The sequence below is a fragment of the Terrirhizobium terrae genome, assembly GCF_030323265.1.
GTDB lineage: Bacteria > Pseudomonadota > Alphaproteobacteria > Rhizobiales > Rhizobiaceae > Neorhizobium.
In genome coordinates, this window is sequence record NZ_CP104992.1 from 2,301,767 (window position 1) to 2,324,629 (window position 22,863).

At 61.3% G+C, this 22,863-nt stretch carries 14 protein-coding genes and 5 pseudogenes; 11 read left to right on the top strand and 8 right to left on the bottom strand.

Going from position 1 to position 22,863, the window contains the following annotated elements:
* Window position 1: 1 nt before the first annotated feature.
* The 4 genes and pseudogenes from N7E02_RS19115 to N7E02_RS19130 all read left to right on the top strand — a co-directional run bounded on the left by N7E02_RS19115 (window position 2) and on the right by N7E02_RS19130 (window position 4,668).
* Window positions 2-1,170 (top strand): annotated as a pseudogene (locus N7E02_RS19115) (carbohydrate ABC transporter permease).
* Between the two features lie 45 nt (window positions 1,171-1,215).
* Window positions 1,216-2,872 (top strand): annotated as a pseudogene (bglA, locus tag N7E02_RS19120) (beta-galactosidase BglA).
* Window positions 2,873-3,043: 171 nt separating this feature from the next.
* Window positions 3,044-4,132 carry an ABC transporter ATP-binding protein gene (locus N7E02_RS19125; RefSeq protein ID WP_286579227.1) on the top strand — a complete coding sequence of 363 codons (1,089 nt, stop codon included), beginning with the start codon at window positions 3,044-3,046 and terminating at the stop codon, window positions 4,130-4,132.
* A 179-nt stretch (window positions 4,133-4,311) separates the two neighbouring features.
* Window positions 4,312-4,668 carry a hypothetical protein gene (locus N7E02_RS19130; RefSeq protein ID WP_286579228.1) on the top strand — a complete coding sequence of 119 codons (357 nt, stop codon included), beginning with the start codon at window positions 4,312-4,314 and terminating at the stop codon, window positions 4,666-4,668.
* 17 nt (window positions 4,669-4,685) lie between these two features.
* On the opposite strand, the gene N7E02_RS19135 is transcribed toward N7E02_RS19130, so the two are convergent.
* From N7E02_RS19135 to N7E02_RS19160, 6 genes are all read right to left on the bottom strand, one after another.
* The gene (locus N7E02_RS19135; RefSeq protein ID WP_286579229.1) at window positions 4,686-5,375 is read right to left on the bottom strand and encodes a Type 1 glutamine amidotransferase-like domain-containing protein; all 690 of its coding nucleotides are present in this window, start codon (window positions 5,373-5,375) and stop codon (window positions 4,686-4,688) included.
* 23 nt (window positions 5,376-5,398) lie between these two features.
* A complete protein-coding gene (gene edd, locus N7E02_RS19140) occupies window positions 5,399-7,216 on the bottom strand; it encodes a phosphogluconate dehydratase (RefSeq protein ID WP_286579230.1) in 1,818 nt (605 codons plus the stop codon).
* A 165-nt stretch (window positions 7,217-7,381) separates the two neighbouring features.
* Window positions 7,382-8,080, bottom strand: a complete 699-nt coding sequence (gene pgl / locus N7E02_RS19145) for a 6-phosphogluconolactonase (protein ID WP_286579231.1) — start codon at window positions 8,078-8,080, stop codon at window positions 7,382-7,384.
* Between the two features lie 6 nt (window positions 8,081-8,086).
* Window positions 8,087-9,559: a glucose-6-phosphate dehydrogenase gene (gene zwf / locus N7E02_RS19150; RefSeq protein ID WP_286579232.1), complete on the bottom strand. Its 1,473-nt coding sequence runs from the start codon at window positions 9,557-9,559 to the stop codon at window positions 8,087-8,089.
* Between the two features lie 73 nt (window positions 9,560-9,632).
* On the bottom strand, window positions 9,633-10,985 hold the full coding sequence (locus N7E02_RS19155; RefSeq protein WP_286579233.1) for an NAD(P)/FAD-dependent oxidoreductase: 1,353 nt from the start codon (window positions 10,983-10,985) through the stop codon (window positions 9,633-9,635).
* Window positions 10,986-10,996: 11 nt separating this feature from the next.
* Window positions 10,997-12,436, bottom strand: coding sequence for a glutamine synthetase family protein (locus N7E02_RS19160; RefSeq protein WP_286579234.1), 1,440 nt, complete (start codon window positions 12,434-12,436; stop codon window positions 10,997-10,999).
* Window positions 12,437-12,568: 132 nt separating this feature from the next.
* Between N7E02_RS19160 and N7E02_RS19165 the strand changes: the two genes are divergently transcribed.
* The 3 genes from N7E02_RS19165 (at window position 12,569) to N7E02_RS19175 (ending at window position 16,074) form a co-directional block, all read left to right on the top strand.
* Window positions 12,569-13,801: a BaiN/RdsA family NAD(P)/FAD-dependent oxidoreductase gene (locus N7E02_RS19165; RefSeq protein WP_286579235.1), complete on the top strand. Its 1,233-nt coding sequence runs from the start codon at window positions 12,569-12,571 to the stop codon at window positions 13,799-13,801.
* A complete protein-coding gene (locus N7E02_RS19170) occupies window positions 13,779-14,060 on the top strand; it encodes a hypothetical protein (protein ID WP_286584113.1) in 282 nt (93 codons plus the stop codon). The genes N7E02_RS19165 and N7E02_RS19170 overlap by 23 nt, the downstream gene beginning before the upstream one ends.
* Window positions 14,061-14,226: 166 nt before the next feature.
* Window positions 14,227-16,074 carry a methyl-accepting chemotaxis protein gene (locus tag N7E02_RS19175; RefSeq protein WP_286579236.1) on the top strand — a complete coding sequence of 616 codons (1,848 nt, stop codon included), beginning with the start codon at window positions 14,227-14,229 and terminating at the stop codon, window positions 16,072-16,074.
* Window positions 16,075-16,281: 207 nt separating this feature from the next.
* On the opposite strand, the gene N7E02_RS19180 is transcribed toward N7E02_RS19175, so the two are convergent.
* Window positions 16,282-16,533, bottom strand: a complete 252-nt coding sequence (locus N7E02_RS19180; RefSeq protein ID WP_286579237.1) for an SMc00767 family acetate metabolism repressor — start codon at window positions 16,531-16,533, stop codon at window positions 16,282-16,284.
* A 16-nt stretch (window positions 16,534-16,549) separates the two neighbouring features.
* Window positions 16,550-17,839: an isocitrate lyase gene (gene aceA / locus N7E02_RS19185; RefSeq protein ID WP_286579238.1), complete on the bottom strand. Its 1,290-nt coding sequence runs from the start codon at window positions 17,837-17,839 to the stop codon at window positions 16,550-16,552.
* Window positions 17,840-18,038: 199 nt separating this feature from the next.
* Here aceA and N7E02_RS19190 point away from each other — a divergent pair.
* From N7E02_RS19190 to N7E02_RS19205, 4 genes and pseudogenes are all read left to right on the top strand, one after another.
* A pseudogene (locus tag N7E02_RS19190) lies at window positions 18,039-19,456 on the top strand (helix-turn-helix domain-containing protein).
* A gap of 144 nt (window positions 19,457-19,600) precedes the next feature.
* Window positions 19,601-20,694: pseudogene (locus N7E02_RS19195) on the top strand (polyamine ABC transporter substrate-binding protein).
* 64 nt (window positions 20,695-20,758) lie between these two features.
* Window positions 20,759-21,915 (top strand): annotated as a pseudogene (locus N7E02_RS19200) (ABC transporter ATP-binding protein).
* A 16-nt stretch (window positions 21,916-21,931) separates the two neighbouring features.
* On the top strand, window positions 21,932-22,861 hold the full coding sequence (locus tag N7E02_RS19205) for an ABC transporter permease subunit (RefSeq protein WP_286579239.1): 930 nt from the start codon (window positions 21,932-21,934) through the stop codon (window positions 22,859-22,861).
* Window positions 22,862-22,863 lie beyond the last annotated feature (2 nt).

Here is a 22,863-nt window from a genome sequence, read left to right on the forward strand (position 1 = left end):
CATGAGCGCCGTCGCGAGCCTCCGCCGCATCGGCCTTCCGCGCCTTATCGTTCATGCCTCCGTGCTGCTGATCTGCATTCTCTGGATGATCCCGACGATCGGCATTTTCGTCACCTCTTTCCGGGAAGCCGGGCAGATCGCATCCTCCGGCTGGTGGACAGCCTTCACCGGTGCCGCCGAAACGAGCGCCGCGCGTCTCGCCGATCCGTCGACGGCAAGGCAGGATGGACCGAACTACGTGATCTCCGGCTCGGTCTTCGATGATGAGGGGCGGGTCCGAAGGGCAGCGTCCAGGCCTACGGCACCCGTGTCGCCGAGCCGACAGAATTTGCGGCCGGGCAGGAGGCCGATCTCGGCGATGGCGAAAAGCTTACCGTCAACGCGGATGGCAGCTACACCTACACGAAGAACGCACCATTCGACGACAAGCGCGGCAAACGCGTCTACCTCTCAGTGACGCAACCGCCATCCTTCACGCTCGACAACTACCGCACGGTGCTGACGGCGCAGGGCATCGGCCAGTCCTTCGTCAATTCGCTGACGGTCGCGATCCCGGCGACCATCATCCCGATCCTGATTTCGGCCTTTGCCGCCTACGCGCTCTCGTGGATGCATTTTCCCGGCCGCACGCTCATCATCGCGGTCGTGGTCGGCCTCATCGTCGTGCCGCTGCAGATGTCGCTCATCCCGCTTTTGACGATGTACAACAATATCGGCGCCTTCTTCGGTGTGCCGTCGCGCAGCTATGCGGGCATCTGGCTGGCGCACGCCGCCTTCGGCATGCCGCTCGCCATCTATCTCCTGCGCAATTACATTGCCGGCCTGCCCAAGGAGGTCATCGAATCCGCCCGCGTCGATGGCGCGAGTGACTTCGAGATCTTCGTCAAGATCGTGCTGCCCTTGTCCTTCCCAGCGCTCGCCTCCTTTGCCATCTTCCAGTTCCTCTGGACCTGGAATGACCTTCTCGTCGCCATGGTCCTGCTCGGCACCGGCAAGGATCAGCTGGTGCTGACGGGGGCGCTCAATGCGTTGCTGGGCTCGATGGGCGGAAAATGGGAAATCCTGACGGCTTCGGCCTTCATCTCCATCCTCATCCCCATTATCGTCTTTTTTGCCCTGCAGCGATACCTTGTCCGCGGCCTTCTCGCCGGTTCGGTCAAGGGTGGCTGAGCGGGCGGCAGGTCAATCCTTTAGCTTCCTTCAAAAAGGTACCGAATGAGCATTGTGACTGAAGGCTCCGTCGAGCCCGACAAGGACTGGTGGCGCGGCGCCGTCATCTACCAAATCTATCCCCGTTCCTTTCAGGATTCTGAATGGCGACGGGATCGGCGATCTCAAGGGCATCACTGCCCGCCTGTCGCATATCGCAGCGCTCGGCGCCGATGCGGTCTGGATTTCTCCCTTCTTTCCGTCCCCGATGAAGGATTTCGGCTACGACGTGTCGAACTACACGGATGTCGATCCGATGTTCGGCACGCTGTCGGATTTCGACGGCCTGATCGCGGAGGCCCATCGCCTCGGCATCAAGGTGATGATCGACCTCGTCATGTCGCACTCGTCCGACCAGCATCCCTGGTTCATCGAAAGCAGGTCGAGCCGCTTCAACCCCAAGGCCGACTGGTACGCCTGGACCGATGCGAAGCCGGACGGCACGCCGCCCAATAACTGGCTGTCGATCTTCGGCGGGTCCGCCTGGCATTGGGATCCGACGCGCATGCAATATTACATGCACAACTTCCTCACCTCGCAGCCCGACCTCAACCTCCACAATGCCGAAGTGCAGGACGCGCTGCTCGACATGACCCGCTTCTGGCTGAAGCGCGGCGTCGACGGTTTCCGCCTCGACACGATCAACTTCTATTTTCACGACCGTGACCTGCGCGACAATCCGGCGCTCGATCCGTCGCGGCGCAATGCGTCCACCGCGCCGGCGGTCAATCCCTATAACTTCCAGGAGCATCTCTACGACAAGAACCGCCCCGAAAACCTCGAATTCCTCAAGCGCTTCCGCGCCGTGCTGAACGAGTTCCCGGCAATCGCCGCCGTCGGCGAAGTCGGCGACAGCCAGCGGGGACTGGAGATCGTCGGCGAATACACGTCCGGCGATGACAAGATGCAGATGTGCTACGCCTTCGAGTTCCTGGCGCCCGATCCGCTGACACCGGCGCGTGTGGCGGAGGTCCAGAATGCATTCTCGGCTGCAGCTCCCGAGGGCTGGGCCTGTTGGGCTTTCTCAAACCACGACGTCGTGCGCCATGTGACCCGCTGGGGCCAGGAAATCCTCGACCGCGATGCTTTCGCCAAGATGGTCTCGGCCATCCTGCTCAGCCAGCGGGGCTCCGTCTGCCTCTACCAGGGCGAGGAGCTGGGCCTCACCGAGGCGGATATCGCGTATGCCGACCTGCAGGATCCTTACGGCATCCAGTTCTGGCCGGAATTCAAGGGCCGCGACGGTTGCCGCACGCCGATGGTATGGGATGCGCAGGCGCTGCAGGCGGGTTTTTCCACCGCCGAACGCACCTGGCTGCCGATCCCTGTTGAACATCAGCTCCATGCCGTCAGCGCCCAATATGGCGACCCGGCCTCGGTGCTGGAACAGTACCGGCGCTTCCTCGCCTTCCGCAAGGCCAACCCGGCTTTTGCCAAGGGCGACATCGCCTTCCTGGAGCTGGAAGAGCCGCTGCTCGGCTACACCCGCAGCCATGGCAACGAAACACTCCTTTGCCTTTTCAACATGAGCCCTAATTCACAGAAAGGCACGTTGCCGATCGGTGATTGGGAGGTCCTGACCGGCCATGGCTTCGACGCCGCGCTCGAAGGGCGAGATGTCGAGTTGCGGCCCTGGGGCGCGTTCTTCGCCAGGAGGGTGTGAGGAAGAATCCCTCATCCGCCTGCCGGCACATTCTCCCCACTGGGGAGAAGAGGGACGCGGCAAGGTGGCCGTTCCTCCTCTCCCCTCGGGGAGAGGGTGGCCGAGCGAAGCGGAGGCCGGGTGAGGGGCGCTAGCGCCATTGCGAGAAGAATGTTTGGGAGGGAAAAGACCATGACAGGCGTCACGCTCAAGGAAATTCGCAAGTCCTATGGCCAGGTGAAGGTGCTTCATGGCATCGACCTGGACATAAAGCAGGGCGAGTTCGTCGTCTTCGTCGGTCCTTCGGGATGCGGCAAGTCGACTTTGCTCAGGATGATCGCGGGTCTGGAAAGCATCACCGCAGGCGAGATGTCGATCGATGGCTCGGTCGTCAATGATGTGCCGCCGTCGCGGCGTGGCATCGCCATGGTCTTCCAGTCCTATGCGCTCTATCCGCACATGACCGTCTACGACAACATGGCCTTCGGCATGAAGATCGCCAAGGAGAGCAGGGACGAGATCGATCGCCGCGTCCGCGCGGCGGCCGACATCCTGCAGCTCACGCCCTATCTCGATCGCCTGCCCAAGGCGCTGTCCGGCGGCCAGCGCCAGCGAGTCGCGATCGGCCGTGCCATCTGCCGCAACCCGAAAGTCTTCCTTTTCGACGAGCCCCTGTCGAACCTCGATGCGGCCCTGCGTGTCGCGACTCGCATCGAGATCGCCAAGCTGAAGGAAAAGCTGTCGGACACGACGATGATCTACGTCACCCACGATCAAGTCGAGGCGATGACGCTGGCGGACCGCATCGTCGTCCTCTCCGCAGGCCGGATCGAGCAGGTCGGCCCGCCGCTGGAACTCTACGAGCGTCCCGCAAATCTCTTCGTCGCCCGCTTCATCGGTTCGCCGGCGATGAACATTCTACCGGTGACCATTGCCGAGCCGGGCGCGAACACGACGCTGTCGCTAAAGGTTAACCGCACCGCCGGCGTTTCGATTGAAGTGCCTGCCTCCGACAAGGGCAAGGCCGCAAGCCTCGGTATACGGCCGGAGGACCTGACGGTCTCGACCGGCGAAGGCTATCTGATCGAAGGCCGCGTACTTCTGGTCGAGGCGCTCGGCGAGGTCACCTTGCTCTATTTGGAAGGCCCATCCGCCGACGAGCCGATCATCGCCAAGCTGCAGGGCACTTCGGATATCGCCAAGGGCGATATTGTCCGACTGAGCGCCGACCCGGCCAAGCTGCATCTCTTTGATGATAAGGGGCGCTCATACCGGCACTAAGCCTATGGACAACGGCAAGCAAAACCATCGAAAGACAAAGGTTTACGAGCCTGTCGCTAACATACGCCAACCTAATCTTAAGCTTCCGGTCCTAGTCTCGTTTCATTGAAACAGGAGAACAGGTCGTGGGTGCCGCGCCAGCTGGTAGAAATCACTTTTTGAACAAGGAAGAGTCTTTCATGTACGACCGCGAACAGCGGTTCAAGATGGAAGACACGATGAATGCCGGCCGCATCGAGTACACCGAAAAAGCCATCCTCAACATGGCGCAGCGCCGTTGCGACGTGCTGCGAATTTCAATGAGCGAGGCCGTGCTGGGTCTGTTGACCCAGTACAATCTTCCCGAACAATTCTATCTCGACATTCCAGATGCCCGTATCTCGAAGGTCGGTTGCCTGCTCATGCGGGTCAATATCAACAACACGATCAACGTCCGCTTCCTGCGCCTGCTGACGCAGAAGGAACTGGATCGCATCTTCGTCTTCTCGACCCATCCGGCGCATAAGGATCGCAAGCTCGATATCCGCAGCTGGTAACAGCCGACGGCGCCGCCTCAGGCTGACATGGTTTTCAAGAGGCTCGGCTCGATCTGCCGGGCCTCTTTCGTTGCGCCATCCGCGATCCAGAGAGGATTGCCGATCAACTCGACCTGTCCTGCCGAAACGATCAACCCGTCACCGTCATTGCAGGCGATGATCGGCCTTGGCGTAGCCTTGCTGTAACGGACGAGGTCAGGCAGAAAATTGGGTTTGCCGTTCAGGTGTGGGAAGAACTCGAAGGGTAGCAGGTTCAGAGCCTCGCCATCCCTTATATCCTCTGGCCTGCTATCTGAAAACAAAGCGTCGACAGCAATCGTCGGCGTCATCAGGATGGCGCCGGCGCTGGTGCCGATCAGAACGCCGCCGCGGGCCGTCCATTCCCTGAGCGGTTCAACCATCCCCACACGCCTGAGCCGTGCCAGGAAGCCGCCCGTATGGCCGCCGGAGAGATGGATCGCATCGCAGGCGAGCAGTGCATCCATGCCTGTCGTATCATCGGGATCGTGGAACAGGGACAGGTCGAGCCCGATGCGGCGGTAATAGTCCTTTCGCTCGGTGAAGAAACGGCGCGACGGCTCCGGGTCGGATGGAACATAGCCGAGACGGGTGCCCAGGCCCAGCGACTGCATCAAGGCAATCAGCCTGGCATCGATCGCCGAATTTTCGGGAATGATCTGGTCGCTATAGAGCGCGAGATTGACCATTCCCTATCCCCGAATGTTTCGCCTCAGGCAAACACGCTGGCGCCCTGGTCGGCGCAACCGACATTGCGGCGGAAGGCGGCAAACAGCTCGCGGCCCATGCCGAATTCGTTGTCGGAAAGATCGGCTTCGACCAACGGGCGCGCGTCGAACTCCGCGGCATCGATCAGCACTTCCAGCGTTCCCGCCACCGCATCGAGGCGGATCATGTCGCCGTCGCGGATCTTGGCGATCGCGCCACCGTCACAGGCTTCCGGTGTCACATGGATCGCCGCCGGCACCTTGCCGGATGCACCGGACATGCGCCCGTCAGTGACGAGAGCCACCTTGAAGCCGCGGTCCTGCAGCACGCCGAGCGGTGGGGTCAGGCGATGCAGTTCCGGCATGCCGTTCGCCTTCGGGCCCTGGAAGCGCACGACGGCGATGAAGTCGCGGTTCAGGTCGCCGCGCTTGAAGGCGTCCTGCATCTCCTGCTGGTCGTGGAAGACGAGGGCAGGGGCCTCGACGATATGGCGCTCGGCCTTGACCGCCGAGATCTTGATGACGCCGCGGCCGATATTGCCGGTCAGCATCTTCAGTCCACCGGTCTTCTGGAACGGTGCGTCGATGGTGGACAGAACCTTCGGATCGCCGCTGGCATCCGGCACCGTCTCGCGACAGATCCGGCCGTCTTCACCGAGCTTCGCCTCGACCGTATAGGCTTCAAGCCCATGGCCGAACACGGTCTTCACGTCGTCATGAAGAAGGCCTTGGGCGAGCAGCTGCTTGATCAGGAAGCCCATGCCGCCTGCTGCGTGGAAATGGTTCACGTCGGCAAGCCCGTTCGGGTAGACGCGGGCGAGAAGCGGGATCGCGTCCGAAAGCTCGGAAATATCCTGCCAGGTCAGACAGATGCCGGCAGCGCGCGCCATGGCGACGAGATGCAGCGTGTGATTGGTCGAGCCGCCGGTCGCGTGCAGGCCGATGACGCCATTGACGATCGAGCGCTCGTCGATCATCTCGCCGGCAGGCGTGAATTCGTTGCCGAGGGCGGTGATTGCCAGCGCCCGCTTGGCGGCCTCGCGTGTCAGCGCATCGCGCAGTGGCGTGCCAGGATTGACGAAGGAGGCGCCGGGCAGATGGAAGCCCATGATCTCCATCAGCATCTGGTTGGAATTGGCTGTACCATAGAAGGTGCAGGTGCCCGGTCCGTGATAGGATTTCGATTCCGCCTCCAGGAGCTCGGCACGGCCGACCTTGCCCTCCGCATAGAGCTGACGGATGCGCGACTTCTCGTCGTTCGGCAGGCCCGACGTCATCGGACCGGCCGGAATGAACACGGCGGGGAGATGGCCGAAGGAAAGGGCGGCGATGACGAGGCCCGGGACGATCTTGTCGCAGATGCCGAGATAGACCGACGCGTCGAACATGTTGTGCGAAAGACCGATGCCGGCTGCCATGGCAATCGCGTCGCGTGAGAAGAGCGAAAGCTCCATACCCGGCTGGCCTTGCGTGACGCCGTCGCACATGGCCGGCACGGCGCCGGCGACCTGCGCGATCCCGCCTGCCTCGCGCGCCGCGTCGCGGATCAGCGCCGGATAGGTCTCGTAGGGCTGGTGTGCCGAGAGCATGTCGTTATAGGCGGTGATGATGCCGAGGTTCGGAACGACGTCTCCTGCGAGCGCCTCCTTCTCGGCGGGGGAACAGACTGCGAAGCCATGGGCAAGGTTGCCGCAGGAGAGGGTGGCGCGGTGCGGACCTCTGGCGACGGCCTTGCGCACGCGATCAAGATAGGGCTCTCGCAACGGTTTGGATCGTTCGACGATCCTCGCAGTGATCGCCTCGATGCTGGAATGGGCGGCCATGGCTTTTGTCCTCTCTGATCGGTCCCGGCGCACGCGGGGCGCCCGATGGGCGCAAGACGATTGACCGGGACTTGCCTAAGCTGTCCGGCCGGTTTCACCCGGCCCTTGCAGTATCCCGAAGATCGCACGCGACCTTCGGGATTTGCGATGCGTGTTATGGTCGCGTTACGGCGCCCAGTAGATGTCCACCGGCGTGGCCGCTCGGTTGAGCATGGCGCGGATCGGCATTTCCGTTTCGTCCGATCCGGCCTTGGCCTTTTCGAGCGTCACCTTCTTCTCTTCGCCTTCGATATGGAGCGCGAGGAAACGCGCATCGGAAAGGCTGGAGAAGGAGAAGGTCAGGCGTTCCTCGCCGGCGCCGGGCGCCTGCATGGTCAGAACGCCGTTCAGCCCAGTCGGATCGAGCGCCCGGTCGAGATTGTCGCCATGCGGGAAGAAGGAGGCGGTGTGCCCGTCTCCGCCCATGCCCAGGATGACGACGTCGAACGGCCGGTCGAGACCAGCAGTCTTCTCGGTCGCCTTCTTCGCGGCTTCCTCGATCGTGGCGGCATCGTAATAGAGCGGCACGAAGGTTGCAGCCTCCGCCTGGTTCTTCAACAGATGCGTTGCGACGAGCAGATGGTTGGAGCGCGGATTGTCGGCCGGTACGAACCGTTCGTCGACCAGCGTCACCTTGACCTTGTCCCAGGCGAGTTCCTTCGTCGAAAGCTCCTCGAAGAAGCGCTTCGGCGTTGAGCCACCGGAGACCGCGATCGACGCGGAATCCCGCGCATAGATGGCGCCCGCCAGACGGCGCGCGACTTCGTCCGCAAGAGCCGAAGCCAGTTCCGCGCCGTCCTTGAATTCATTCATCGTGAAGGTCATGGCCGATCAGCCCTCGTGCCAGGTGCGGCCGTCACGTTCGATGAGCGCGATGGCCTGGCTTGGACCCCAGGTGCCGGCGGTATAGCCCTGCACCTTCTGGCCGGAAGCCTCCCAGCCCTTGAGGATCGGGTCGACCCACTGCCATGCGGCTTCCACTTCGTCGCGGCGCATGAACAGCGTCTGGTTGGAACGGATCGTGTCCATCAGCAGGCGCTCGTAGGCATCGGGGCTTCTGACGTGGAAGGCCTCGGCAAAGCTCATGTCGAGCGAAACGTTGCGCAAGCGCATGCCGCCCGGGCCGGGGTCCTTGATCATCAGCGACTGCTTGACGCCTTCGTCCGGCTGCAGGCGGATGATCAGCTGGTTCTGGTTGATGCGACCGGCGCTGGCATCGAAGATGTTGTGCGGGATCGACTTGAAGGTGATGACGATTTCCGACATGCGGCTGGCAAGGCGCTTGCCGGTGCGGATGTAGAAGGGCACGCCCGCCCAACGCCAGTTGCCGATCTCGGCCTTGATGGCGACGAAGGTCTCGGTGTTGGAGACGCCGCCTTCCAGCTCATCGAGATAACCCTTCACCGGGCCGCCTGCGGATGCGCCGGCGCGATACTGTCCGCGCACCGTCATCTGCTCGCAATTGTCGGCATTGATCGGCTTCAGCGCGCGCAGCACCTTCAGCTTCTCGTCACGTACTGCCTCGGAATCCATCGAAGACGGGGTTTCCATCGCAACCAGGCAGACGAGCTGCATGATGTGGTTCTGAACCATGTCGCGCAGCGCGCCGGCGGTGTCGTAGTAGCCCGCGCGGCCTTCAAGGCCTACGGCCTCGGACACCGTGATCTGGACGTGGTCGATATAATTGGCGTTCCACAGCGGCTCGTAGAGCGCATTGGCGAAACGCAGCGCCATCAGGTTCTGCACCGTCTCTTTGCCGAGATAGTGGTCGATGCGGTAGATCTGCTCTTCGGAGAAGACCTTGCCGATCGTGTTGTTCAGTTCCAGCGCCGAGGCGAGGTCGCGGCCGATCGGCTTTTCGACGACGATGCGGGTCGACTTGGTGATCATCTTGTGATCGCGGATCTTCTCCGAGATCGCACCGAAGATGCCAGGCGCAACCGCCAGGTAGAAGACGCGGATGTTGTCCTTGCCTTCATCGAGCAGCTTTTTCAGATCGGCCCATCCGCCTTCCGACTTGGCGTCGACCGGAACGTAATAGATCCGTTCGCAGAATTTCTTGACCTGCTCTTCGTCGTATTCGCCCTTCTTCAGATGCTCCTTCAGGGCATCCTGTGCGAACTTGCGATACTCTTCATGGGAAAGCGCGCTACGCGACGCCCCGATGATGCGAGTCGGCTCCGTGAACTGGCCTTCGATCTGCCGGTGATACAGGGCCGGCAGAAGCTTGCGTTCCGCAAGGTCTCCCGTTCCGCCGAAGACTACACAATCGAATGGTTCCACTGGAATGATCTGGCTGCTCATCGCTCAACTTTCATCTTGGTGGTTGGTGTCTTAATCTAATCGATTTAAAAACGCTAGTCCGAAAAGGCGGACCTTACATCCGGTCTCTCAGCGCGAACCAGGTCAGTGCTAGGAAAAGCAGTGGCTTGCGCATCATTTGGCCTCCGGGAAATGCTTTGATGTCGAGATCGGCGAGCGCTTCAAGTTCGCTCGGCCTGCCTGCTACCATTTCAGCATAAAGTTTGCCGCAATAATTTGACAGCATGACGCCATGACCGGAATAACCGCCGATGGAGGTCACTCCTGGCATGATTTGCCGCACGAACGGACGCCGCGGCAGAGTGATCCCGACATTGCCGCCCCATGCATGGGTGATTCGCACATTCTTGAGCGCCGGATAGGTGCCGACGATCTGCTGGCGGATCGCCTCTGCCGTGTCGCTCGGGTTCTTCGAGCTATAAACTTCGCGGCCACCGAACAACAGGCGATTGTCCTTCGACTTGCGGAAATAGCGCACGACGAAGCGGCTGTCGCACACGGCCTCCATGCCGGGAATGACATGTGGAAAGGCGTCGAGCGGTTCTGTCGCCGCAATGAAGGACCCGATCGGCATGACATGGGCCGAGGTGACGGGCTCGAGATCACCGACATAGGCATTGGTTGCGATCAGCAGCCTGTCCGAAGTCAGCGTGCCGCGTGCAGTGTCAACCTTGATCTTGCCGCCCTCGCGACGGATCGCAGAGGCCTTGGTGTTTTCGTAGATGCCAGCGCCGGCAGCCTTGGCCAATTTTGCCAGCCCGACGAGCAGCTTGAGCGGATGGATATGGCCGGTGCCGGTGTCGCGCACGCCGCAGAAATAGTCCTTCGTGCCAACGCGTTCGGCCGTCTCCGCTGCATCCATGAAGGTGATATGCGGATAATCGTAGCGCTCGGCCGCGATTTCCGCATTGGCGCGGTAATCGCGCTCGTATCCTGGTTTGTGCGACACGTTGAGCTGGCCCGGCATATATTCCATGTCTATGCCGTGGACATTGGCAAAATCCATCAGATGGCGCTTGGCGTTTTCTGCCATGTCGAACAGCAGCCTGGACCGCTCATAGCCGAGTTCCTTCTCCGCATCCTCCGGCCACCAGCGCTGGCCGGTGCCGAGCTGGCCACCATTTCTTCCGGATGCACCGTCACCGAACCTACTTGCCTCGATGAGCGCAACGGAGACGCCGGCCTTGGCAAGATTGTAGGCCGCCTGCAGGCCGGTAAAGCCGCCGCCGATGATCGTGACATCCACCGCCTGCGACCCGTCGAGTTGCGCATAGGCGGGCCGGTCGGGAACAGTTGCCTGATACCAGGAAAGCCCGGGCGCGATCGGGCTCTGCCAGGTATCGCCAGCGGCTGTATCACCCGGAAGTACATTGTTTACTTGCTCGTCGGCCGGATATGTGTCCGTCATCAGGCGCGACCTCACACGTTGAGAAGCAGGAATTCACGCTCCCACGGACTGATCACCTGCATGAATGTCTCGAACTCTCCGCGTTTGACGCCGGCATAGATGCCGATGAATTCCCGACTGAAGACCTTGGCGAGTTCAGGCTCCTCCTCCAGCAGCGAGACGGCGTTCAGCAGGTCGCGCGGCAACGAGATGGCGCCTTCATTGGCCGTTTCGTCGGTAGGCGGCGTCGGCTCGATCTTGTTCATGATGCCGAGCAGGCCACAGCCGAGCGAGGCGGCAAGCGCTAGATAGGGGTTGGCATCGGAACTCGGCAGGCGGTTTTCAACGCGCCGCGCGGCCGGGTCCGAGACGGGCACGCGGAAAGCCGTCGTGCGGTTGTCATAGCCCCAGGCGGTGTTGACCGGCGCGGCCATGTCCGGCGTCAGGCGACGATAGGAATTCACATAGGGCGCCATCATTACCAGCGCCTTCGGAATATAGGTCTGCATCCCGCCGATGAACTGGAAGAATTCCTTCGACGGCTTGCCGTCCTTGGCAGAGAAAATGTTGGCACCGGTCTCGATATCGACCACCGATTGGTGGATATGCATCGCCGATCCTGCCTGACCCTGCATCGGTTTGGCCATGAACGTGGCGTAGATGCCGTGTTTCAGCGCTGCCTCGCGGATCGTGCGCTTGAACATGAACACCTGGTCGGCAAGCTCGACAGGGTCGCCGTGGCGCAGGTTGATCTCGAGCTGCGCCGGACCCTCCTCGTGGATCAGCGTATCGATCTCCAGCCCCTGCTTTTCGGAGAAGTGGTAGATGTCGTCGATCAGTTCGTCGAACTCGTTGATGCCGGCGATCGAATAGCCCTGGCCGCCGAGGATGGAGCGGCCCGAACGGCCCTTCGGCGGATGCAGCGGATAGTCGGGGTCATCGTTCTTGGCGACGAGGTAGAACTCGATTTCCGGCGCCACGACCGGCTTCCAGCCGCGCTCCTTGTAGAGATTGACGATATTCTTCAGGACGTTGCGCGGCGTATAGGTTACCGCACCGCCCTCGGTATTGACGATGTCGCAGATCACCTGCGCGGTCGGGTCCGTCTCCCACGGCACGACCGACAGGGTCGAGAGATCGGGCAGCAGCTTGAGGTCGCTGTCGCGCGGCTCATAGCGGAAGCTCTCCGTCTCGTCGGGATATTCGCCCGAGATCGTATGACGGTAGAGCGCCGAGGGCAGGGCAAGCGACGTATTGGAGGTGAACTTCGACGACGGCATCATCTTGCCGCGCGGCACGCCGGCAAGGTCAGGCGTGATGCATTCGATGTCCTCGATCCCGCGGGCACGAAGCCACGCCGCCGCCTCCTGCCAGTCGGACACGCCTCGAAGCGAGGTAAGCGTAGGCTGCTCGGTTGCAGCTTTGGCCACTGTGCCGGTTGCGAGCGGGGGAACTGATTTCTTAGGCGGCATGACACACCGGGGTGGGGTTGATCGAATGTTCCCATCATAGTCAGGGATTGCCGAATGGCGAGGGGGCGAAGGTTGAAACCTTCTCAAGGAGGAGTTGCCCGAAGAGGACTCATCATTGACTTTGCGACAAGTATGGCGAAGAGCGAAGCTGACAACCGCCGAAAGCAGAAGGAACGGATATTGGCGCGCAAATTCGACGTGGTGATCCTGGGCGCTGGCGCCGCCGGCATGATGGCGGCAATCCGCGCTGGGCAGCGTGGCCGCTCCGTCCTTGTTCTCGATCACGCCAAGGCGCCGGGCGACAAGATCCGCATTTCGGGCGGCGGGCGTTGCAACTTCACCAATATCCACGCCAGCGCCAAGAATTACCTCTCGGCCAATCCGCATTTCGCCAAGTCGGCGCTTGCGCGTTACTCGGCGCAGGATTTTATCGATCTAGTCGATCGCCACGGGATCGCCTGGCATGAGAAGACGCTCGGACAGCTTTTCTGCGACGACAGCGCCAAGGATATCATCCGCATGCTGCTCGCCGAGATGGAAGCTGCCGGCGCGAAGCTGGAGTTGCAGACGGGCATTGCATCGGTCGAAAAATCCCTCGACGGCTTTCGCGTCACGACATCCCGGTCTGAAGTAATCGACGCGCGTTCCGTCGTCGTGGCCACCGGCGGCAAGTCGATCCCGAAGATGGGCGCGACGGGCTTAGCCTATGACATCGCCAGACAGTTCGGGCTGAAGCTGGTAGAGACCCGTCCGGGTCTCGTGCCGCTGACGCTCGATCCAAACTTGCTGGAAAAGCTTTCGCCGCTCTCGGGCATTGCCGTTCCGGCCGAAATCCGTCACGGCAAGACGAGTTTTCGCGAGGCGCTGCTATTTACCCATCGTGGCGTGAGTGGCCCGGCAATCCTGCAGATCTCGTCCTACTGGCGGGAAGGCGACGACGTCACGCTCGTGGTTGAACCTGACACGCGCATCGCCGATCTGTTGAAGGACGCGCGCAAGGCGAACGGTCGCCAGGCGCCCCAGACGGCTCTCTCGGAAATACTTCCGAAACGGCTGGCGCAATTCTTCGCGGAACAGCATCCCGCCGCCATCAAGCTTGCGGACTGCTCCGATAAGCTGCTCGACGCGATTGCCGCCTCCATTCAGAGCTGGAAGATCAGGCCTGCCGGTTCGGAAGGATACCGCACCGCGGAGGTAACGCTCGGTGGTGTCGATACGGCAGATCTGGATTCGAAGACGATGCAGGCAAAAGCCGTGCCGGGGCTTTATTTCATAGGCGAATGCGTCGATGTCACGGGCTGGCTCGGCGGCTATAACTTCCAGTGGGCCTGGGCGTCGGGCCATGTCTGTGGCGAGAGTGTGTGACTTTTATTCAGCACTTCTTAATATAGCTGGCGGAAGCTGCCATATTGCCAGCAAATTTTCATGTTCAAACGCTGGTATGGCTGTCACACTCAGCCCCATCATCGTCTGGGAGTTCGAATTCATGCCGAATGCTCGCCGTGCCCGCGCCATTGCAATTGCCAAGGCGGAAGACCGTTCCAAAGTATATCGTTTTCGTCTACTTATGCTCGCGGCCGGCGCAACAGCAGCAATCCTGGCTTTGCCGGTTCTGTTTGGCTGAATGACAAATAATATACTGATAAGCTAATATTATATATAGCGCGGGCATTTATCGCGTGGACTGAGGTGTGCTTAGCCGCCTTACTCTTGATTTTCATCAAATTTAGCAAAAATTCATTCTTATAGGCGATCACTTGTCGGGAAATTTACTCTCGCAAGGGGTCTCCATGAAAAAGATCGTTCCGTCATCGGTTGTCACGAAAATTGTATTCCTGTGTCTGCTTCTCATCGGAGTGGCTGTCTCAGCTGTATCGGGTCTGGCCTTCATGACGTTTCGAAAGGACATCATGGAGACTGCGCTTGACGATACGCACAAGTCCATCCGCACGATGGCGCTGATCTATGAGACCGGTCTGGCCGGTGCCAAGACCACGCTTGCCGATGGCAAGCTCTCCAAGGTTACGGCCGGCGAAGGCGCCCTGCAGGGCCACGATCTCGTCGACCGCACGGCCGGTTCGATCGGTGGTGTCGCCACCGTCTTCGAAAAGCAGGGCAGCGACTACGTCCGTATCTCGACCAACGTGAAGAACGAGAAGGGCGAGCGCGCCGTCGGCACCAAGCTTGCCGCCGAGCACCCGGCCCAGGCAGCCCTCGCCAAGGGTACGGCTTATTATGGTCCCGCGGTCCTGTTCGGTCGCGATTTCATGACCGCTTACTATCCGATCATGAATGCCGGCGGCGCCGTCAGCGGCGTCCTCTTCATCGGCATTCCGATGGAAGTCTATTTCGCCCATATCGCATCGGCCGGCATGGCCGTCATGGTGTCGTCGCTGATCGCACTGCTCGTTCTGGCAGCCGTCAGCTACTTCGTCATCCGCGGCATGGTCCGTCCGCTCGGCACCCTGACCGGCTCAGTCCGGGCGATCGCTGCCGGCGACAACAAGTCGGAAATCCCCTATACGCAACGTTCCGACGAGTTCGGCAACATTGCCCGCGCCCTGCAGGTCTTCCGCGACAATGCGCTCGAAAAGCTGCGCATCGAGCATCAGAGCACCATGGAGCGTGCCGAAGCCGAAGCCGAGCGCGAACGCAACGACAGCGACAAGCGCATGGTCGACGGCCAGATCGACCAGGCCGTATCGGCTCTCGGTTCGGCCCTGTCGCGTCTCTCCCAGGGCGATCTTTCGGTCACGATCGATCATCCCTTCTCCGGCAAGCTCGAACCGCTCCGCACCGACTTCAACGGCTCGATCATCAAGCTGCGCGATACGCTTTCGCATATCCGCCAGAGCACGATGGCGATCCAGAAGAGCAGCGCCGATCTCAGCCATTCCTCGGCCGACCTGTCGCGCCGCACCGAAAGCCAAGCTGCTTCGTTGGAAGAGACCGCGGCTGCCGTCGACGAGATCACCACGACCGTCCGCTCTTCCGCAGACCGTGCCCGTGAAGCCAATGAGGCTGTCTCGCTGACCAAGAAGAACGCCGACAATTCCGGCGTGGTCGTCAAGAACGCCATCGACGCCATGGGCCGGATCGAGGACGCCTCGCAGAAGATCGAGCTGATCATCGAAGTCATCGACGACATCGCCTTCCAGACCAACCTGCTGGCGCTGAATGCCGGTATCGAAGCGGCACGCGCCGGTGAAGCTGGCAAGGGCTTCGCTGTCGTGGCACAGGAAGTCCGTGAACTGGCGCAGCGCTCCGCCGATGCCGCCAAGGAGATCAAGGGCCTGATCAACCAGTCGACCAACGAAGTCGGCGCCGGTGCCTCGCTCGTGCAGCAGGCTGGCGAGGTTCTCGCCACGATCAGCAACGAGATCGTCGTCATCAGCCAGCATGTCGAGACGATTGCGACCGCAAGCCGCGACCAGTCCGCCGCCCTGCAGAACATCAACCAGTCCGTCAACCAGATGGACCAGATGACCCAGCAGAACGGCGCCATGGTTGCCGAAACAAGCGACGCGAGCCGTCGCCTGGCCGACGAGACCGAAGCCCTGTTTGGCCTGCTGCAACAGTTCCGCATCGATGCCTCGGCCACTTCCCAGGCCGCCCATCGCTACGACCGGGCCGCCTGATCGGCGCTTTGCCAGCGAATATCAAAACGTGAAAAAGGGCGGCTGCAGCCGCCCTTTTTCTTTGCGTAATCTGTTCGGGGATGAAAACAAGTCGTGTCCGGCCGCCGGAGGGGCCGGCGGCGGCCATGATCCCGGCTCTTCCTTCGGCCGGTGTTGGATCTGCCTGAGATCGAGCGGCCTTGCCGTTCTCAGGCGAAACCCTGAAGCCTATTGCAGCCGGTTGGTCATGACGATCGGCACCATCAGGTCGCCCCAATGACCGTCGCCGCCATGATGCCGGGCAGTCCGCATCAGTTCGACGGAAATGCCCGCATCGACCGCCCGCATGATCGCGTGATTCAGCCGGTGCAGATCATTGGCCAGTGCCCTGATCGCCGCCTGCTGGTCCGACGTCATCGCGGTCGCCTGTTCTTCGGCCCGTTCCTTGACGTGGGTCTGTATGGGTGTCTGGATCGTCATGTCGTTTCTCCTCTCTTTATTCGGCCGCAGGCCGGAACTGATCATGCTCGGTGGACTCATGCATCGCCGTGGTCGATGAAAGCCCGCCGGTGATCGCCATGGATACGGCATCGAAATAGCCGGTACCGACTTCGCGCTGGTGCTTGGTGGCCGTGTAGCCGTTGATCTCGGTGGCGAACTCCGCTTCCTGCAGTTCCGAATAGGCTGCCATCTGACGGTCACGGTAGCCGCGTGCCAGTTCGAACATGCCGAAATTCAGCTGGTGGAAGCCGGCAAGCGTAATGAACTGGAACTTGTAGCCCATCGCGCCCAGTTCCCGCTGGAACTTCGCGATCGTCGCGTCGTCGAGGTTCTTTTTCCAGTTGAACGACGGGGAGCAATTGTAGGCCAGCATCTTGCCCGGATGCACCTTGTGCACGCCTTCGGCAAATCTGCGTGCCTGCTCGAGATCCGGCTTCGACGTCTCGCACCAGATGAGATCTGAGTAGGGCGCATAGGCGACGGCGCGGGCGATGCAGGGCTCCAGTCCGTTGCGGATGCGATAGAACCCTTCCGGCGTCCGCCCGGCTTCATAGTCGACGAAAGGCTGGTCGCGCTCGTCGATGTCGGAGGTCAGAAGTTTCGCTGCCTCCGCATCGGTGCGGGCAATGACCAGCGTCGGCACGCCCATGACGTCCGCGGCAAGTCTTGCAGCCGTCAGGTTGCGGATATGCGCGGCCGTCGGGATCAGCACCTTGCCGCCCAGATGGCCGCATTTCTTCTCCGAGGCCAGCTGGTCCTCGAAATGGACGCCTGCGGCACCCGCCTCGATGAAGGCCTTCATGATCTCGAAGGCGTTGAGCGGCCCGCCGAACCCTGCCTCCGCGTCGGCAACGATCGGTGCGAACCATGTGTCGACCGAAAGCCCTTTACCCTCCGCCGTCTCGATCTGGTCGGCGCGCTGGAGCGTCCGGTTGATGCGCCGTGCCAGTTCCGGCGCGGCATTGGCCGGATAGAGCGACTGGTCGGGATACATGGACGACGCCGTATTGCTGTCGGCAGCCACCTGCCAGCCCGAGAGATAGATTGCCTTCAGCCCGGCGCGGACCTGCTGCATGGCCTGATTGCCGGTCATGGCGCCGAGCGCATTGACGAAGTCCTCTTGTCTCAAGAGCAACCACAGCCGGTTTGCACCCTTTTCCGCCAGCGAATAACGGATCTCGATCGAGCCGCGCAGCCGCTGCACGTCCTCGGCCGAATAGGGGCGGCTGATGCCGTCGAACCGTCCGTCCGGTGCATTGGCAACGAGCTTGTAAAAATCTGTCATCTATCTCTCTCCCACTTGCTATGAACATCTGGACACGCACAGGATGTTCTGTGAAAGATTTACAGCATAGCCGAGAGGCGTGCTATAAGCTGCTGAGATTAAAGAGGTTATGATGTCACTACTTACACAAGACGCGCGGTGAATTTGTAAAATTTGTAAAAGACACGGACTGTAAAAGCCTTTGACAGGAGGAGGTCGAATGGCGGAACGGAAAGTATTCGCGGGCGGGCGCGTCCGGCGTGTTCGCCAGGGGCTCGGCCTCACCCAGACGGCGATGGCGGCCGATCTCGGCATCTCGCCATCCTATCTCAATCTGATCGAGCGCAACCAGCGGCCGCTCACCGTGCAACTGCTGTTGAAGCTCGCGTCGGTCCACAAGGTCGATCTCGAAGCGCTGCAGGGGAGGGCGGCGGCCTCGACACCCAGCTTCGGGAAGTCTTTGCCGATCCGCTTCTGGTCGGCGAGATCCCGGGCGACCAGGAAATCATCGAGGTGGCGGAAGCCGCACCCAACGCCGCGCTCGCCACCGTCAAGCTGTACCGGGCCTATAAGGAGCAGGCGCAGCGTCTGTCCGACCTTGCGACGGTCCTTGCTCGCGAGGGCCACGAACTGTCGGTCACCGGCAGCCGCATGCCGATCGACGAGGTGCGGCAGGCCCTCGAACGGCGCCCCAACTTCTTCTCGCGCATCGAGGACGCTGCCGAAGCTCTAGCGAAGACCTTGGAGGCGGCAGATGAAATGCCCGCTGCCCTGCGGGCATGGCTGAAAAGCGAGCGCGGCATCACGGTCCGCACGCTGCCCGCCCATGTCATGCCGACGCTGCGTCGCCGCTATGACCGCCACAGCATGCGGCTATTCCTCTCCGAACGGCTTTCACCCTTCGACCGCAATCGCGAGCTTGCGATGGAAGTGTCGCTTCTGGCTTTCCATGCGGAGATTGACGCTGAACTGGATGGGCTCTCGCTGCAAACGGCGGAAGCTCGTCGCATCGCCCGCTTCGAGCTAGCCCGCTACGCCGCCCACGCGCTGCTCATGCCCTATGGTGATTTTCTCGCCGCCGCCCGTCGCGCCCGCTGGGATATCGACGTGCTGCGCGCCCGCTTCGACACCTCCTTCGAACAGGCCGCCAACCGGCTGACCTCGCTCTGCCGGCCGGATGCGCCCGGCATTCCTTTCTTCATCATGGAGATCGATCATGCCGGCAATGCCGTCCGGCGGGCAGGGGCGCAAGGCTTTCCGCAGTCGCGCTTCGGCGGGCTCTGTCCCAAGCTCGGCATCCATTCGGCCTTCGCGGAACCCGGCCGCATCCTCGTCGACCGGGTGGAAACGCCTGATGGTCATGGCTTCCTGACGCTATCCCGCACGCTGGAAGGGCCGCAGGCGGATTTCGGCGAGCGCATTCGCCGCACCGCAATCCTGATCGGCTGCGACGCCGCGTTTGCCGATGATCTCGTCTATGCTGCGGCACTGCCCGCCGCTGCCGCTCCGGTTGCCATCGGCCCGGCCTGCCGCATCTGCGAGCGCAAGGCCTGCCTCTCCCGTGCCGAGCCGCCGCTCACCCGTCCGCTTGGGCTCGATGAAATGGTGACGGGCCTCAGCGCCTTCGACTTTCAATAAAGCTGCAATAACCTTGGGGAGGAAGTTCTATCGCACCGCACATTCCCACTTGTGGCTCGGAAAAATCCTTTCTACTCTGCCATGAAAGATAAGGGAATTTTTCCGCGAACCAACGCGGCGGGAAAAGCTGGAACAGGAGAAATCATGAGAAACCATCTACTTGGCTTCGCCGCCGCGCTCATGGCGTCAGTCTTTGCTTCGGGCGCCTCGGCGCAGGAGAAGGTTGTCCATGTCTATAACTGGTCGGATTATATCGACGAGTCGATCCTCGAGGATTTCACCAAGGAAACCGGCATCAAGGTCGTCTATGACGTCTTCGACAGCAACGATCTGGTAGAAACCAAGCTGCTGGCCGGCGGTTCCGGTTACGATGTCGTCGTGCCGACGGCGCCGTTCCTCGCCCGCCAGATCCAGGCCGGCGTGTTCCAGAAGCTGGACAAGTCCAAGCTGCCGAACATGACGAACCTCTGGCCGCTGATTTCCGAACGCCTCGCCAAGTATGATCCCGGCAACGAATATGCCATCAACTACATGTGGGGCACGACCGGCATCGGCTACAATGTCGACAAGGTGAAAGCCGCTCTCGGCGACGTGCCGATCGACAGCTGGGATGTGCTCTTCAAACCGGAAAACGCCGAAAAGCTGAAGTCCTGCGGCATCAACATTCTCGACGCTTCCGACGAGACCTTCGCGATCGCCATGAACTACATCGGCAAGAATCCGGACAGCAAGGAGCAGGCTGACCTGGAAGCCGGCGGCGACGTCTACAAGGCAATCCGTCCTTTCGTGAAGACCTTCAATGCCTCGGCCTATATCGACGAGCTTGCCAATGGCGACAGCTGCATTTCAATCGGCTGGTCGGGCGACGTGCTGCAGGCGAAGTCGCGCGCCGAAGAGGCCGGCAACGGCGTCAACGTCGAGTTCGTCATCCCAAAGGAAGGCACCTACATGTGGTTCGACAACCTCGCGATCCCGGCGGACGCGAAAAATGTCGAAGAAGCGCATGCCTTCATCAACTACCTGATGAAGCCGGAAGTCATCGCCAAGGCCTCCAACTATGTCCAGTATGCGAATGGCAACCTCGCCTCGCAGAAGTTCATCGACAAGGAAGTTCTGGAAAACCCGTCGGTCTATCCGCCGGAAGAGGTGGTGAATAAGCTCTTCACAATCTCCCCTATGGTCCGCGTGAGCAGCGCGTGCTGAACCGGGTCTGGACACAGGTCAAGACCGGCAGCTGATGGCCGATATCAAGGGCGGGCTTCGACCCGCCCTTTTCATTTCAAGCACAACCTGGGGCAAGGCATGGCGAAATCTCTCGGACCGGTAAAACGCAAATTCTCCCCTGGACCGATCCGCAGGCGGTGCCTTTCATCCGCTTTGAGAACATCACCAAGACATTCGGCAATTTCACTGCCGTCAACAACCTGACGCTGGATATCTACGAGCGCGAATTCTTCTCGCTGCTCGGTCCGTCCGGCTGTGGCAAGACCACGCTGATGCGCATGCTCGCCGGCTTCGAGGAGCCGACCGAAGGCCGCATCCTCCTGCAGGGACAGGATATTCGCGGCGTGCCGCCCTATCGCCGTCCGACCAACATGATGTTCCAGTCCTACGCGCTCTTTCCCCATATGACGGTGGAAAAGAACATCGCTTTCGGCCTGCAGCAGGACAATATGCCGAAGGGCGAGATCGAGGCACGCGTTCAGGAAATGCTGAAACTCGTCAAGCTGGAAGAGTTTGCCAAGCGCAAGCCGAACCAGCTCTCCGGCGGCCAGCGCCAGCGCGTGGCGCTCGCCCGTTCGCTCGCCAAACGTCCCAAGGTGCTTCTGCTCGACGAACCGCTCGGCGCGCTCGACAAGAAGCTGCGCGAGGAAACCCAGTTCGAGCTGATGGATCTGCAGCACACGCTCGGTCTCACCTTCCTGATCGTCACCCATGACCAGGAAGAGGCGATGACCGTGTCCGACCGTATCGCGGTCATGGACAAGGGCATCATCATGCAGGTGGCGACACCGGCGGAAATCTACGAGGCGCCGAACAGCCGCTATGTCGCGGACTTCATCGGCGACATCAATATCCTCGAGGGTTCGATCACCGACACGGCAAGCGCGCTCGGCGCGCCGGGCACGGTCAGTATCGATAGCGACGGCCTGTCGATTGCCGTCGACCAGGAGTGCCAGGCGGTGAAGGGCGACAAGGTCGCCTTTGCCATCCGCCCGGAAAAGGTGCGCATCTCGCCCGATGCGCCGGCTGACCTATCCGCCAACTGCTTCTATGGCGAGGTCTGGGATATCGGCTATCTCGGCGACTTCTCGCTCTTCATCGTCCGTTCTGAGGATGGCCGCCTGATGCGCGCCGCTCAGGCGAACATTTCGCGTCTCGTCGATCGCCCGATCACCTTCGGCGACATGGTCTGGCTCACCTGGTCGCGCGATGCCGGCCTCGTCCTGACACGCTAGGGAAGGGAGAGCGAAGATGGCAAGCGTCGCCGAAACCAATCCTGCACCAGCCAGTGCCGGCGGTCCTTCCTGGACCCGCTGGCTCGTGGTCGTCGTGCCCTATGTCTGGCTGCTGCTCTTCTTCGTCGCGCCCTTCCTGATCATCCTGAAGATCTCGCTGTCCGACACGGCGATCGCCATGCCGCCCTATATCCCGACCTTCGGCGGCTTCGGTGAGATCGGCGATTTCCTCTCTCAGCTGGATTTCGAGAACTACATCTTCCTGACGGATGATCCGCTCTACATCATGTCCTACCTCTCGTCGCTCCGGATCGCGGCGATCTCGACATTGCTGCTGCTCCTGATCGGCTACCCGATGGCGCTCGCCATGGCGCGCGCGCCGAGTTCGATCCGCCCGACGCTGGTCATGCTTGTCATCCTGCCCTTCTGGACCTCGTTCCTCATCCGCGTCTACGCCTGGATCGGCATCCTGAAGCCGGATGGATTGCTGACGCTCGCGCTGCAGACGATTGGCTTGATGGGCCCTGACCAGCAGGTGCAAATCTTCCGCACCGACACGGCCGTCTTCATCGGCATCGTCTATTCCTATCTGCCCTTCATGGTCCTGCCGCTCTATTCGGCGCTGGAAAAGATGGACAATACGCTGCTCGAAGCCGCAAGCGACCTCGGCTGCCCGCCCTGGAAGGCCTTCTGGAAGATCACCTTCCCGCTGTCCCTGCCGGGCGTCATAGCCGGCTCGATGATCTGCTTCATCCCGATCACCGGCGAGTTCGTCATTCCCGACCTGCTCGGCGGCGCCGACACGCTGATGATTGGCAAGACGCTCTGGACGGAGTTCTTCGGCAATCGCGACTGGCCGCTCGCCTCCGCTGTCGCCGTCATCCTGCTCGTCATGCTCGTCGTGCCGATCATGATTTTCCAGAACCAGCAGCAGAAGGTGAGGTAAGC